This window comes from Micromonospora sp. CPCC 205739 (assembly GCF_036906795.1).
Classification (GTDB): domain Bacteria; phylum Actinomycetota; class Actinomycetes; order Mycobacteriales; family Micromonosporaceae; genus Micromonospora.
The window spans coordinates 262,423-275,248 of the sequence record NZ_JBAKHS010000008.1 but is presented as its reverse complement, the minus strand read 5'-3'; the positions used below and the strand labels follow the sequence as shown (position 1 = coordinate 275,248).

Annotated in this window: 15 protein-coding genes; 6 read left to right on the top strand and 9 right to left on the bottom strand. The window is 75.0% G+C overall.

The features are described 5' to 3' along the window. Positions 1 to 2 precede the first annotated feature (2 nt). Together V6U88_RS15145 and V6U88_RS15140 are read right to left on the bottom strand one after the other, a co-directional pair. A complete protein-coding gene (locus V6U88_RS15145; RefSeq protein WP_334453484.1) occupies positions 3 to 983 on the bottom strand; it encodes an ACP S-malonyltransferase in 981 nt (326 codons plus the stop codon). Continuing rightward, complete coding sequence (locus V6U88_RS15140; RefSeq protein ID WP_334453483.1) at positions 980 to 2,551, bottom strand: phenylalanine aminomutase (D-beta-phenylalanine forming); 1,572 nt, start codon at positions 2,549 to 2,551, stop codon at positions 980 to 982. The genes V6U88_RS15145 and V6U88_RS15140 overlap by 4 nt, the downstream gene beginning before the upstream one ends. Positions 2,552 to 2,907: 356 nt before the next feature. On the opposite strand from V6U88_RS15140, the gene V6U88_RS15135 reads away from it, so the two are divergent. After that, positions 2,908 to 3,363 carry a hypothetical protein gene (locus V6U88_RS15135; protein ID WP_334453481.1) on the top strand — a complete coding sequence of 152 codons (456 nt, stop codon included), beginning with the start codon at positions 2,908 to 2,910 and terminating at the stop codon, positions 3,361 to 3,363. A gap of 37 nt (positions 3,364 to 3,400) precedes the next feature. On the opposite strand, the gene V6U88_RS15130 is transcribed toward V6U88_RS15135, so the two are convergent. Then, positions 3,401 to 3,793 (bottom strand): MmcQ/YjbR family DNA-binding protein, encoded by a 393-nt coding sequence (locus V6U88_RS15130; protein WP_334453479.1) that lies wholly within the window; start codon positions 3,791 to 3,793, stop codon positions 3,401 to 3,403. Positions 3,794 to 3,864: 71 nt separating this feature from the next. Then, on the bottom strand, positions 3,865 to 4,380 hold the full coding sequence (locus V6U88_RS15125) for a 2'-5' RNA ligase family protein (RefSeq protein WP_334453477.1): 516 nt from the start codon (positions 4,378 to 4,380) through the stop codon (positions 3,865 to 3,867). Positions 4,381 to 4,462: 82 nt separating this feature from the next. Between V6U88_RS15125 and V6U88_RS15120 the strand changes: the two genes are divergently transcribed. Further along, positions 4,463 to 4,972 (top strand): mycothiol transferase, encoded by a 510-nt coding sequence (locus V6U88_RS15120; RefSeq protein ID WP_334453475.1) that lies wholly within the window; start codon positions 4,463 to 4,465, stop codon positions 4,970 to 4,972. A gap of 8 nt (positions 4,973 to 4,980) precedes the next feature. Here the strand turns inward: V6U88_RS15120 and V6U88_RS15115 are convergent, their stop codons facing one another. After that, on the bottom strand, positions 4,981 to 5,940 hold the full coding sequence (locus V6U88_RS15115; RefSeq protein WP_334453473.1) for a glycoside hydrolase family 88 protein: 960 nt from the start codon (positions 5,938 to 5,940) through the stop codon (positions 4,981 to 4,983). Positions 5,941 to 6,083: 143 nt separating this feature from the next. Between V6U88_RS15115 and V6U88_RS15110 the strand changes: the two genes are divergently transcribed. Together V6U88_RS15110 and V6U88_RS15105 are read left to right on the top strand one after the other, a co-directional pair. After that, positions 6,084 to 6,461, top strand: coding sequence for an SCP2 sterol-binding domain-containing protein (locus V6U88_RS15110; protein WP_334453472.1), 378 nt, complete (start codon positions 6,084 to 6,086; stop codon positions 6,459 to 6,461). Then, a complete protein-coding gene (locus tag V6U88_RS15105) occupies positions 6,458 to 8,524 on the top strand; it encodes an amylo-alpha-1,6-glucosidase (RefSeq protein WP_334453471.1) in 2,067 nt (688 codons plus the stop codon). The genes V6U88_RS15110 and V6U88_RS15105 overlap by 4 nt, the downstream gene beginning before the upstream one ends. Before the next feature lie 28 nt (positions 8,525 to 8,552). Here the strand turns inward: V6U88_RS15105 and V6U88_RS15100 are convergent, their stop codons facing one another. The 3 genes from V6U88_RS15100 to V6U88_RS15090 form a co-directional block, all read right to left on the bottom strand. Beyond that, complete coding sequence (locus tag V6U88_RS15100; RefSeq protein ID WP_334453469.1) at positions 8,553 to 9,275, bottom strand: Pr6Pr family membrane protein; 723 nt, start codon at positions 9,273 to 9,275, stop codon at positions 8,553 to 8,555. 105 nt (positions 9,276 to 9,380) lie between these two features. Continuing rightward, positions 9,381 to 10,172, bottom strand: a complete 792-nt coding sequence (locus V6U88_RS15095) for a hypothetical protein (RefSeq protein WP_334453468.1) — start codon at positions 10,170 to 10,172, stop codon at positions 9,381 to 9,383. Positions 10,173 to 10,517: 345 nt separating this feature from the next. Further along, positions 10,518 to 11,024, bottom strand: coding sequence for a DinB family protein (locus tag V6U88_RS15090; protein ID WP_334453467.1), 507 nt, complete (start codon positions 11,022 to 11,024; stop codon positions 10,518 to 10,520). 124 nt (positions 11,025 to 11,148) lie between these two features. Here V6U88_RS15090 and V6U88_RS15085 point away from each other — a divergent pair, with 124 nt between their 5' ends. Together V6U88_RS15085 and V6U88_RS15080 are read left to right on the top strand one after the other, a co-directional pair. Continuing rightward, a complete protein-coding gene (locus V6U88_RS15085; RefSeq protein WP_334453465.1) occupies positions 11,149 to 12,033 on the top strand; it encodes a DUF72 domain-containing protein in 885 nt (294 codons plus the stop codon). 58 nt (positions 12,034 to 12,091) lie between these two features. After that, on the top strand, positions 12,092 to 12,265 hold the full coding sequence (locus V6U88_RS15080; RefSeq protein ID WP_334453463.1) for a hypothetical protein: 174 nt from the start codon (positions 12,092 to 12,094) through the stop codon (positions 12,263 to 12,265). 143 nt (positions 12,266 to 12,408) lie between these two features. On the opposite strand, the gene V6U88_RS15075 is transcribed toward V6U88_RS15080, so the two are convergent. Further along, positions 12,409 to 12,798: a hypothetical protein gene (locus V6U88_RS15075; protein WP_334453461.1), complete on the bottom strand. Its 390-nt coding sequence runs from the start codon at positions 12,796 to 12,798 to the stop codon at positions 12,409 to 12,411. Positions 12,799 to 12,826: the final 28 nt, after the last annotated feature.

Here is a 12,826-nt window from a genome sequence, read left to right as displayed (position 1 = left end):
GGTCACCCCACCAGGGTCCGCTGGCGCGGCCGGGGCCGCAGCGCGAGCGCCGGGGTCAGGGTCAGCACGTCGAACGGTCGCCGCGCCGCGTCCACCCGGCCCCAGAGCCCGTCCGGCCCGGAGACGCAGAGCCGGGACACGCCGTGCGCACGCAGCGTCTCCAGCGCCCCCGGCCAGCGCACCTGCCGGACGATCCCGTCCAGCAGCAGCCGGCGCACCTGCTCGCCCCGGGTCAGCACCGCGCCGTCGTGGTCGGAGACCATGGGCAGCCGGGGGTCGGTGAACGGCAGCTCGGCGACCAGCTCCCGCTCCACGGTCGCCCGCAGCGGGGCGAAGGCACCCGAGTGCATCGGCGGGCTCATCGTGTACAACGGCAGGCCGCCGCGCGCCCGCACCGCCGCCTGGAGCCACTCCAGGCGGTGCCGGCGTACCGAGAGCATCCAGAAGTCGTCGTCGACGTGGCAGGCCGTCTCGTACCACTCGCCGGCCTCGTCCAGCTCGCCGAGGATCTCGGCCAGCCGGGCCCGGGGCGTCCGGGCGAACGACTGGGTGACCACGTCGCTGTGCGCGTGCGTGAAGTACTCGGCCAGGTGCCGGTTCCAGCCGACGGTGAGCCGTACCGCGTCGGGGAAGCTGAGCGCGCCGGCGTAGACGGCGGCCGGCGTGCCGCCGAAGCTGGGCCCGACGACGATGTCGGGCCGGACGTCCAGCGCGTCCTCCGCCCAGTACGCCAGCGCCAGGCAGACCACCAGGAACGCCACCCGCTCGCTCTCCGAGTAGCCGCCCTCGGCCTGCCGGTAGCGGTCCACCAGCGACCAGCCGAGCGTCTCGTCGGCCTCCGCGGTCAGCCGGCGCGCCTCCGGGTTGATCAGCAGGAAGCGCCCGACCTGCGCGAACGAGCTGGGGCTGATGCCGGGGAAGACCACGGCGGTGGCGCCGGCCACCTGCTCCGGTCCGGCGCCGTCCCGGTCGGGGGCGGTCACAGCAGGACCTCCGACCGGTACGCCGGCGACGCGGCCAGGATCTGGCTGGCGATCGCCTCGACGTGGTCGGTGATGGTGACGTCCCGGTCGAGGTAGGGGACCAGCTCGCGGGTCCGCTCGTAGAGCTTTCGGGTGACCGGGGAGAGCCCGTCGTTGCCCCGGATGTCGACCGCCTGGGCGGCGCAGAGCAGCTCGAAGGCGACCACGTAGGTGGCGTTGGCGAGCACCTCCCGGGCCCGGCGGGCGGCCACGAAGCCGAACGAGACGATGTCCTGGAAGTCGCCGGTGCTGGTCAGCGACTGCACGGACATCGGCACCGCCATGGCCCGGGTCTCGGCGGTCAGCGAGGCGGTCATGAACTGCCCGCCCATCAGGCCGAGTCGCAGGCCCGGGTTCTCCCGGCACAGGAACGCCGGCAGGCCGTTGCTGTTGCTCTTGTCCAGGAACCGGTCGATCCGCCGGTTGGCCAGGTTGGTCAGGGTGGTCAGCGAGATGACCAGGTGGTCCATCGCCATCGCCACGTACTGGCCGTGGAAGTGCCCGTTGTGGAACACGTCGTTCTCGTCCGGCACCACCAGCGGGTTGTCGTTGGACGAGTTGAGTTCGGCCTCCAGCGTCTCGCCGATGCGCAGGAAGCTGTCCAGCACCGGCCCGAGGATCTGCGGGGTGCACCGGATGGAGTACGCGTCCTCGATGGGCTGCGAGCCGGCCTTGGCCGAGGAGCCCATCTCGGCGGCCAGCGCCGCCTCGGTCTCCTGCTCGTTCACGGCCAGGGTGGACTCCTGCAGGGTGCGCCAGAGCCGGGCGGCGATCTCCCGCTGACCCTTGTGCGGCTTCAGCTCGTGCACCCGCGGGTCGAAGGGCTTGGTCATCCCGCGCAACCCCTCCACGGAGAGCGCCGAGACCGTCAGGTACGTCTCCAGCAGCCGGCTGGCCTGCGCGAAGACCAGGCTGCCGAGGCCGACCATGCCGGAGGTGCCGTTGATCAGCGCCAGCCCCTCCTTGAAGCTGAGCGTCATCGGCTCGATGCCGGCCAGCCGCAGCGCCTCCGCGCCGGGCATCGTCTCGCCCCGGTAGCGGGCCCGCCACTGGCCGACGCAGACCAGCGCGATCGCGGCGAGCGGACCGAGGTCGCCGCTGGTGCCCAGCGACCCCTTCTCCGGCACGCACGGGATGATCCCCGCGTTGTGCACGGCGATCAGCTTCTCCAGGTTCTGCGGCGAGATCGCCGAGTTGCCCCGGGCCAGCGACACGATCCGGGAGAGCATGATCGCTCGGACGGTCCGGTCGTCCAGGTACTGCCCGACGTTGGTGGCCACCGCGTTGATCAGGTTCTCCTGGAGCTGCTGGGCCATGGTGACCGGCACCAGCCAGTCGACGAAGCCGCCCATGCTGGTGTTGACGCCGTAGATGACGCGGCCCTCGTCGACGAAGCGTTCCAGCGTCTCCCGGGAGGTCTGGACGCGTTGCCAGACCTTGTCGTCGAGGGCGACCGGCACCGAGTGCGTGGCCGCCGCCTCCAGTTGCTCCAGCCTGACCCACTGGTCGGCTGCCACAGTGAATTCCACGAGATCGAACCCCCTCCGCGGGACGGATGTCAGCGTTGTCCGCGTCGGGTCGGACGATCGGGCAGCGCGGTCTCGCACTGCCTGTGAGCAGGTGCCCCGTGGAACCCGACGGGTGCGCAGGGTCAGTCAAGCCGCCGCCGTCGCGGGTGGACCAGACCGGGCGTACCCCTAGAAGGGCGCGACCGGCCCCTAACCCGGGCCCGGCCCGGACCCCTTGCCGCGGCCGGGCGCCGGGCCGGGGGAGTGCGTTCCCTCTGCCGGGGGAGGCCCCGGCGGCGGCGCGTTCGTAGCGTCACCGGCATGGACATGACAGGTGCCGCTGCGCCCGCCGAACTCACCGGCGGGGGTGGGCGCTGATGCTGGTGCGGACCACGACCCTGGTACGCCGGCCGCCGGAGGCGGTCTGGCCGCTGCTCTGCGACTCGCGGATCACCTCGACGCCCCGCTGCCCGGTGTTCCGGCTCGGCGCGCCCACCCCGGTCGAGTGCTTCCTGCCGGCGGGGCCCGGTGCGGTGGGCGCGCCCCGGCAGTGCGTCTCCGACCGGGGCGTGGTGTACCAGCGCATCACCGAGTGGTCGCCGCCGGCCCGGCTGGCGTTCCGGATGGAGCGCACCGACCTGCCGATCGGCTCCTGCGTCGGCGCGTTGAGCGACACCTTCGAGCTGACGCTGGCGGCCGGTGGCCGGGCCACCCGGTTGACCCGCTCCACCCGGGTCGAGGTGCGCGGCCGGCTGCGCTGGGCGCGTGCCCTCGCCGTGTGGATCGGGCTCAAGGCGGTGCACCGGTTCGTGTTCGGCGACTGGCGACGCTGAGGCGTGCCCCGTCAGCCGCTCCCGGCGGACGGCGCGCTCACGCCCCGGCGGCGCGGTGGGCCGCGGCGAGGCGTTTCGGTGCGCGGGCGTACCAGGCGTCCAGGACCAGCTCCGTCAGCTCCGGCACGCTGATCCGCTCCAGCCGGACCAGCACCGCCGGGTAGCCGTCGAAGTGCGGGGTGGTGAAGTAGATCGCCGGGTCGTCGGCGAGCAGCGCCTCCTTGGCGCCCAGGTCGGGCAGCTGCGCGCCGAGGATCGGACCGTCGGGGGCGGCGTCGCCCAGGGCGTCGTGGTCCGCCCGGCGCAGCGGCCGGTCCCACACGAACGGCTTGTCGCGTACCCGCCAGGCGGGCGCGCCGTCGTAGGACGGCCGCTCCGTCGTCTCCGGCAGGGCGAGCGCGAGCCGGCGTACGTCGTCCCAGGTGGCCACGGTCCGACCATACGACCGGCACGGCCGCGGGGAAAGGACCGTCGGGGATGGCGGGCGGGGTGGGGGCGGGGTCAGGGGAGGGGGTGGGAGATGTCGCGGGCGTGGTCGGCGACGGCGGCGCCCACCACCGTCGCCTCCAGGGGCAGCATCTCCAGGCATCGGCGTACGGCGGCGGCCATCAGCACGTTCGGCACCCGCATGGAGAGCGTGCAGTGCGGCACCCAGCGCCCCGGGCGGTACTGCTCGGACAGGGCGATCCCGGCCCGGGCCAGGCGCTCGTGCACCAGGGCCTGGTGGGCCAGCAGTTCGACGGTGGGGGTGACCCCGAGCCAGAGCACCCGGCCGACGAACTGCCCGGCGTGGTCGAAGCCCAGCCGCAGCGGCGCGGCGACCACCGTCCCGCGCAGCGCCTCGGCCACCCGCTCCGGGTCGAGGCGGGGCGCCACGGCGAGGGAGACGTGCGGCCGGTGCCGCTGCTCCAGCAGCGAGCGCATGCTCTGCACGCCCTCGGCCTCCAGCGCGTCCCAGAGGACCCGGATGCGACGGGTGGCGTCGGTGTCCAGATACAGCTCCAGCGCCGCGACCACGTGATCACCCTAGAGGCCGGGTTTAGCCGGCCTCGGTGGGCGGTACCCGACGGGAGACGGCGGCCCGCGAAGGAGTGTTCCGGTGGACGTGGACGACCTGTTGATCGAGACCTACGACCGGCTGCCCGACCTGGTGCGCGCGGCGGTGGACGGGCTGAGCCCGGAGGAGCTGCGCCGCTCGCCGGGGCCCGGCGCCAACCCGGTCGGTTGGCTGGTCTGGCACCTGACCCGCATCGAGGACCACCACGTCGCCGACCTGCTCGGCGCGGACCAGCTCTGGACCTCCGGCGACTGGGCGGCCCGGTTCGGCCTGGCCCCCGACCCGGACGACACCGGCTACGGTCACACCCCGCAGCGGACCGCCTCGGTGCGCCCGGAGAACTCCCGGGCCCTGGTCGACTACCACGAGGCGGTCGCGCGGCGTACCCGTGAGTTCCTGGCCGGGCTGCGGCCGGCGGACCTGGACCGGGTGGTGGACGAGGCGTGGGACCCGCCGGTGACCCTCGGGGTGCGGCTGGTCAGCGTGGCCGAGGAAGCCCTCCAGCACGTCGGCCAGGCCGCCTACGTCCGGGGCCTGCTCCGCGCGGGCTGAGCCGGGCGTCACCCGGCCCGGCGCAGCGCGGCGTACGCGAGCAGGTGGAACGCCTGCGCCTCGGCGGAGGTGCCCGGGCGGGTGAAGTCCGGCGCGCCGCTGACCGGCCGGACCAGCCCGTGCCGGTCCACCTGGCGGTTGGCGGCGGCGAACAGGTCCCGCCCGACGTCCCGGTACGACCGCGGCAGCCAGCCGTCGGCGACCCCGGTCAGCGCCGCGTACGCCAGCATCTGCGCGACGTTGACCTCGACGAAGCTGCCCGGGTCGTCGAGCACGTCGTGGAAGAGCCCGTCCGGCCGGCGGTGCGCCAGGCAGGCGTCGAGTAGCTGCCGGGCGTGCCCGGCCAGCTCCGCCCGCCGTCCGGCCGGCCAGTCGGAGCGCAGCCGCAGCGCACGGGCGATGCCGGCGACCACCCAGCCGTTGCCGGTGCCCCAGTGGCCGGGGTGCTCCAGTTGCCCCCGGTCGGAGTCCCAGCGGGCCGCGTAGAGCCCGCTGCGCTCGTCGTACAGCCGGTGCCGGTGGCCGTCCACCTGGGCCGCCGCCGGTCCGGGGTGCCCGCAGAGGGCGAGCAGCGGCACCACCATGTACACGGTGTCCGCCCAGACCTGCCGGTTGCCGAGCAGGTGGAACAGGGTGCCGTCGGCGGCCCGGGGCGCCCGGGTCAGCAGCCAGTCGAGCTGCCGGTCCAGCGCCGCCGACCACCGCTCGTCGGGGTGCGCGGCCACGGCGTGCCACAGCGCCTCCCCGCAGGCGGCGCCGTTGACCGCGCCGTCCTCGCCGGAGACGTCACCGAGCCGCCCGTCCGGGTGCTGGCGGGTCACCGCCGCGTCGGCCAGCAGTACCGCCTGCTGGTCGCGGCCGAGGTCGAGCAGCGCGTGGCCGGCCACCCCCTGCTCCCAGGACTGCCGCTGCATGGCCAGCAGCGCCGCCAGCACCCGGCCCACCCGGGGGTCGTCCAGTTCGCGCATCGTCGCCTCCCTCCGATCCAGCTACCCCGGATCACGCCGCCCGCACCCCGGTGCCACGCCTCACCCGGTCCGGGTGAGGTCGCCTCACCCTCCGGGGCGCGACCGTGCTCACCGGGCTGCGGGACCACGCGGGGGAGGGGGCCATGGCCATGTCGGCGGCAGAGTTCCTGGAGCGGCTGAGTCCGCGCCGCCGCCCCGAACTGCCCGAGACCACCGCCGGCACGCTCCGGCTCGACCTGCACGACGGAGGCTGTACGGAACACTGGTACCTCACCCTGCACGACCAGTGCCTCGACGTCGCCCGCTCGGCGGACGACGCCGACCTGGTGGTCCGGGCCGACCGGGAGGTCTTCGACCGGCTCGTCGCCGGCCGGACGCACGTGGTGGCCGCGCTGATGCGCAACGAGCTGACCGTGCAGGGTGACATCCGGCTGCTGTTGGCGCTGCGGCGCATCTTCCCGGGCCCGCCCGACGCCCGGCACCCCCGCGACGTCGCCGGACGCGGGGCGGCGCGCCGATGAGGCAGGAACGCGTCCACGTCGTCGCCGGGAACGCCTTCGCCGCCAGCGACGCCCAGGGGGACATGGAGCCCGACCCCCGGGCGCCGGTCGGGCTCTTCTCCTTCGACACCCGGTTCGTGTCCCGCTGGGTGCTCACCATCGACGGCGAGCGGCTGCGCGCCCTGTCCCGCGACGACCTCAGCTACTTCGAGACCCGGTTCTTCCTGGTCCCCGGCCCCGTCGACCGCTACGTCGACGCGGACGTCTCGGTCATCCGCCACCGGTCCATCGACGACAGCTTCAACGAGCGGATCACCGTGCTCAACCACGCCGCCGACCCGGCCGACCTGGTCGTCCGGATGGACATCGGCGCCGACTTCGCCGACACCGCCGAGATCCGCAGCCCGCAGCACCGCCGGACGAGCGCCACCGCCTCCTCCGCCGACGGCGTGCTGCGACTGCGGTACGAGCGCGACCGGTTCAGCCGGGAAGCCATCATCTCCAGCACCGCTCCGGGCCATGTCGACGAGGGCGGCATCACCTACCGGGTCACCGTCCCGGCCAACGGGCAGTGGATCACCGACCTGCACGTCGGCATGACGGTTCGCGGTGAGGGCGGACGCGACCTGCGCAGCAGCCTGGAGACCCACCGGCAGCGGGTCGGCCGGGACATGCGCGAGGACCTGCGGGAGTGGCGGGGCCGGGCCCCGCACCTGGCGGCCGAGCGCGAGAGCCTGTCGGACGTCTACCAGGGTGCGCTGACCGACCTGGCCGCGCTGCGCTACACGCCGCTGTCCTACCCCGGACAGGTGCCGGTGGGCGGCCTGCCGTGGGCGATGGCGCTCTACGGCCGGGACGCCATCGTCACCTGCCTGCAGACCCTGCCGTTCACCCCCGAACTGACCCCGACCACGCTGCGGGTGCTGGCCCTCGCCCAGGGCGGGCGGCTCGACGACGAGCGGGACGAGGAACCCGGCAAGATCCTCGGCGAGCTGCGCTACGGCGAGTCCGCCGGCTTCGGCGACCAGCCGACCGCGCTCTACTACGGGGCCGCCGACACCACCCCGCTCTTCGTCGTGCTGCTCGACGAGTACGAGCGCTGGTCCGGCGACGCCGCGCTGGTGCGGGAGCTGCGTCATCCGGCCCGGATGGCGCTGGACTGGATCGACGCGTACGGGGACCCGACCGGCGAGGGCTACCTGCGCTACCAGCGGCGCAACCTGAGCAAGGGGCTGGTCAACCAGGGCTGGAAGAATTCGCCCGACGCGATTGTGCACCGCGACGGCCGGGAGCCGGGGTTCCCCCGGGCGACCTGCGAACTGCAGGGGTACGCCTACGACGCGAAGCTGCGGGGTGCCCGCCTGGCCCGGGAGTTCTGGGACGACCCGGCGTACGCGCAGCGGCTGGAGCGGGAGGCGGCGGCGCTCAAGGAGCGCTTCGACCGGGACTTCTGGCTGCCCGGGCGGGGGTACTACGCACTGGCGTTGGAGCCGGACGGCACGCGCGTGGAGACGCTCACCTCCAACATCGGCCACCTGTTGTGGAGCGGGATCGTCCCCGAGGAGCGGTCCGCGGACCTCGCGGGGCACCTGCTCTCGCCGCAGTTGTTCACCGGCTGGGGCGTGCGGACCCTGGCCGAGGGGCAGCTGCCGTACAACCCGGTGGGGGCGCACGTCGGCGCGGTCTGGCCGTCGGACAACTCGCTGGTCGCCGCCGGTCTGCGCCGCTACCACCACGACGAGGAGGCGGCCCGGGTCGCCGCCGGCGTCCTCGCGGTGGCGGAACTGCTCGGCGGGCCGGTGCCGGAGGTGATCGCCGGTTACCCCCGCGAGGTCACCAAGTACCCGGTGCAGCTGCCGATAGCGGGCCGCCCGCAGTCCTGGGCCTCCGGGGCGCTGCTGATGCTGCTGGGCACCATCCTCGGGTTGCGGCCGTGCGGCGACAACCTGCTGGTCAGCCCGGCCGTGCCGGAGGGCTTCGGCCGGATCGAACTGCTGGACGTCCCCGGCCGGTGGGGCCACGCCGACGCGTACGGCCGGGACCGCTCCGACGGCTCCCGGGGGCGCCGCTCCCGGCTGCGCTGATCCGTCCCGCCGCGCCGCTGCCCGGCGGTCACCGCTGCCCGGCGGGTGTCCCCGTCGGGGCGTTGTCGGGGGCCTGTCCCGGCGCGGGAACCGCGACCGCCGGGGTGTCGGCCGGACGGGCGGGGATGCGCCGGGACAGTCCTCGGTCCACGCCGACGAAGAGCAGGCCGAGCACCCAGAACGCGACGGCGAAGAAGACGGCGCTGACCGACACCCCGGCGTAGCCGAGCTGCCCGGCGTCGATGAACGGGTACGGGTACCGGTGCACGACGAGCCCGCGTACCAGCGCGAAGCCCAGGTACGCCAGCGGGAAGGCCAGCCACCAGGCGGCGTGCCGCACCCGGAGCCGGCCGCGCTGGTCGAACAGCGCCCAGTCGGCGATCGCCAGCAGCGGTACGACGCTGTGCAGGAACTGGTTGCCCAGCGCCTCGCCGAGGGCGCGGTCCGGCTGGGGCATCGCGAAGGGGCTGGCCGGGTTGGCCAGGACCAGGTGGTACACCACGCCGGTGATGGTGATGTACAGGGTGACCGCGCCCTTGAGCGCCGACGGCGGCTCGGCCCGGGACCGCCAGGCCCGCCAGCCCGCGTAGCCGGCGAAGAACCCGACCGCGACGTTGCTCTGGATGGTGAAGTAGGGCAGCAGGCCGGTGACCGTGGCCGGACCGAGCGCGGTGAGCACGACCCCGGCCAGCACGCCGAAGACGGTCGCCAGGCGGAGGGCCACCGCCACGCGTCGACGCCGCAGACTCATCGGCGCAAGCTACCAGCCCGCACGGTCACCGGCAGGCAGAGCCCGACCGCCGCTGCACGGACCGGCCGCGTTGCTGGCGGGCCGGGGGGCGTCGCGGCGGCCGGGTCAGCGGGGGGTGGGCGGACTGTTCCGGGCGGTGCCGCCGGGCGCGGTGGGCTTCCCGCCCGGGGTCGACGGCGTCCGGCCCGCGCCGGAGGGCCGGCCGTCCGGCTGGCGGCTGGCCGCCGGGTCGGGGCGGTCGGCCGTCGGGGCTGCCGGGTCCGAGCGGTCGGCCGTCGGGGGCACCGGGGTGCCGGTGTCGCGGACCACGCGCTCGCAGTAGCCGGGTACCTCGTTCCGGCCGCCCGCGCGGGCGATGAGGTCGGCGAAGGCCGGGTTGTCCAGGGCCCGGCCGGGGTTGTCCGCGGCGCTGGCCCGGTAGGCGTGGCACAGCCCGAGGACCGACGCGGCCGGCGACGGGCTTCGGGACTCCAGGTGGGACGGGGCGCCGGACCTGTCCCGCCCGGCCGTCGGGGAGGGGCTGTCGTGCGGCACGGTGGACGCCGCCGGCGGGGCCGGGTCGTCGCGGTGCAGCGGGCCGGGCAGGGTGCCGGTGGCGGCGGCGAGGGCGACGCCCCCGCTGGCGGCCACGGCGAGGCCCGCGAGCGCGAGCTTCAGCCCGGCCAGCTGGGCCAGGACACGCGGACGGGCGGGCCGTGGGGTGGGCCGCGCAGGCTCGGCGCGGGCCGTGCGGAACGCCTGCATCGCGGCGCTCTCGCCGCGCAGCTCGGTGGGGTGCGGCGCGGCGCGCACCGCCGTCAGCAACCGGACGAGCGGCTCCGGGCCGTCGTGCGGGTCGACGACCGGGCCGACGAGCAGTCGCTCGACGGTTTCCTGGTCCATCCGATGTGCGTTCATCTCGTGTCCCTCAGCGCCGGGCATACCCCGGGCGTCACATTCCCGCCGCTCGGGGTGGCGCGAGTCACGCCGTGGCGTGCCGGGCGCGGGCCGGCCTGCGTCACCGACCCGCCGCTACGCAGCCGATGCTGTACAGCCGGCTCGACCTGGCCCGGCTCGCGCCGGAGCTCGCCAGCGGTATGGTCGACCGGGTCGCCGGGGCAGGCCTCGGACAGGGAGCTGGCCGACGCCGCCCCGGTGGAGGCGCGCGCCGCCCTCGGTGACCGGGCGGAGGCCGAGGACGGCCGTTTCCTGCTCGGCCTGACGCGCTACGTGGTGGGGCGCCCCCGCTGACCCCGGCCGGGATCAGCCCATCGTCTTGGCGCCGTCGATCGCCTCGCGGAGGATGTCGGCGTGGCCGGCGTGCTGTGCGGTCTCCGCGATGAGGTGCAGCAGGACGCGGCGCACCGACCAGCTCGCGCCCGGCTCGAACCAGGGTGCCACCGGCAGCGCCTGCGCCGAGTCCAGGTCGAGGGTGGCGATCAGCTCGTCGGTGCGGGCGGCGACCTGCGCGTACTGGTCGAGCAGCCCGGCGAGGGTCTCGCCCTCGACCATCCGGAACCCGTTCGCCCAGTCCAGCGGCTCGCTCTGCATCGCCTCGGCGCCGCCGACCGCGAACCACATCCACCGCTCCTCGGTGACCGCCACGTGCTTGATCAGGCCGCCGAGGCAGAGCTCGCTGACCGTGGTGCGGGCCGCGGCCTGCTCGTCGGTCAGCCCGCGCACCGTGTGCCGCAGGAAACCCCGGTGCCGGCCGAGGGTCTGGGCCAGGTCGGCCCGCTCGCCGGTGAGAACCCGCTCCGAAGTGGTCATCGCTGCACCTTCCGTCGATGTCGTCGAGGCCCAGGCTAGGCCGGGGCACCGACAGTTCCGCCACGCGACGCCAGCGGTTGCCGATCCGGGGCGATGCCGGTCCACTGAACTACATGGGTGACATTTGGTCGGCACGTCCTCCTGGTCGGACCAGACGCTGCTGCGCTCCGGCTGGTACCCGCGCTCCGCGAAGACCCCCGCCGACCGCCTCGGTTACTACGCCCGCCACTTCGGACTGGTCGAGGTGGACACCTCGTACTACGCGATCCCGGTGCCGGAGACCACCGCCGGCTGGGTCGAGGCCACCCCGCCCGGGTTCACCTTCGACGTCAAGGCGTTCAGCCTCTTCACCGGCCACCCGACCCCGGTGTCGATGCTGCCGAAGGACCTGCGGCCGGCCACCGGCCCGGCCCGGGTCCGCCGTCGCGACCTGCCCGAGCGTGCGTACGAGGAACTGTGGGCCCGGTTCCGGGCGGCGCTGGAGCCGCTCGCGGCGGACGACCGGCTCGGCGCGGTGCTGCTGCAGTTCCCGCCGTGGCTGACCCGCGGCGAGGCCGGCCGGCGGCGGATCGTGGAGCTGGCGCGGCGCTGCCGCCCGTGGCCGGTGGCGGTGGAGCTGCGGCACGGCTCCTGGTTCGACGACGTGGCCGCGGCCGAGACGGTGACCTTCCTGCGCGACCACGACCTCAGCATGGTCTGCGTGGACATGCCGCAGGGGCACCCCTCCTCGGTGCCGCCGATCATGGTCGGCACGGCCGAGCCGATCATGATCCGCTTTCACGGGCACAGCGCCCACTGGGAGGGCGGCAGTAAGGAGGACCGGTTCCGGTACGCCTACTCCGACGAGGAGCTGCGCCGCTGGGCGGAGCTGCTGACCGACCTGGCGGAGCACTCCGGCGAGCTGCACGTGCTGTTCAACAACTGCTGCGAGGGGCAGGCCCAGCGCGACGCGGGCCGACTGGCCGAGCTGCTCGGCGTGACCCCCGCGCCGGAGCGCGCCGGCGTGTGAGGCGGTTTGCCGCCCCGGGCCCCGGGTACCGCGCCGAGAACGACAGAAGGGTGCCGCGATGACGCAGGAACGACAGCCGGGTGTGCCGGACGACGCCGAGGCCCGCCGGGTCCGCGAGGCGGAGGAGGCGCACGGCGGCAGCATGGCGCCGGGGCTGGTGGACGAGAGCGGCCGGCCGGTCGCCGAGCCGCCGCCGGCGCCGGCCGCTGACGAGGACGGCACCGGCTCCTGAGGCGGGGACGGACGCCGACGGGACCGGCCACGGGTTGCCGTGGCCGGTCCCGTCCTGCGTACCCGGGTCGACGGTGAGCGGGCGCAGGTGCGGTCGGGCCGCGCCGGGGACGGTTGTCCCGGCCACGGCCCGTCGCCCCGACGTCAGTCCCGGGTGATCCCCTCCGGGTGCATGCCGGTGTCCCGTTCGAGCGGGTTGTCGGGCAGGTCCCCGTCCGCGGTGTCGTCGGGGAAGGGACGCCGGGACGGCGCGGGGTCGGGCGGCGCGCCCGGCCCGGCGTCCGTGAACCGGGTCGGCTCCACCGAACCGAAGCCGTGCCGGCCCGCCGGCCCGGTCGGCGCGCTCGGCTCACCGGCACGGCGTTCACCGCGCCGGCCCTCCGGCACGGCGGTCTCCTCGCTGCCCTCGTCCATCGGGTCGTGCTTGCCCGCGCCCCAGGGCGGGTCCGCGTCGAAGCCGTCCGTGGTGCCCCAGGGGGCGGCGGACTCCGGCCCGCGCCCCGGGCCACCCGTCGGTCCCTTCTTCGCCGTCATGGCCACCTCGCTGCTCGTCGTCGCGCCC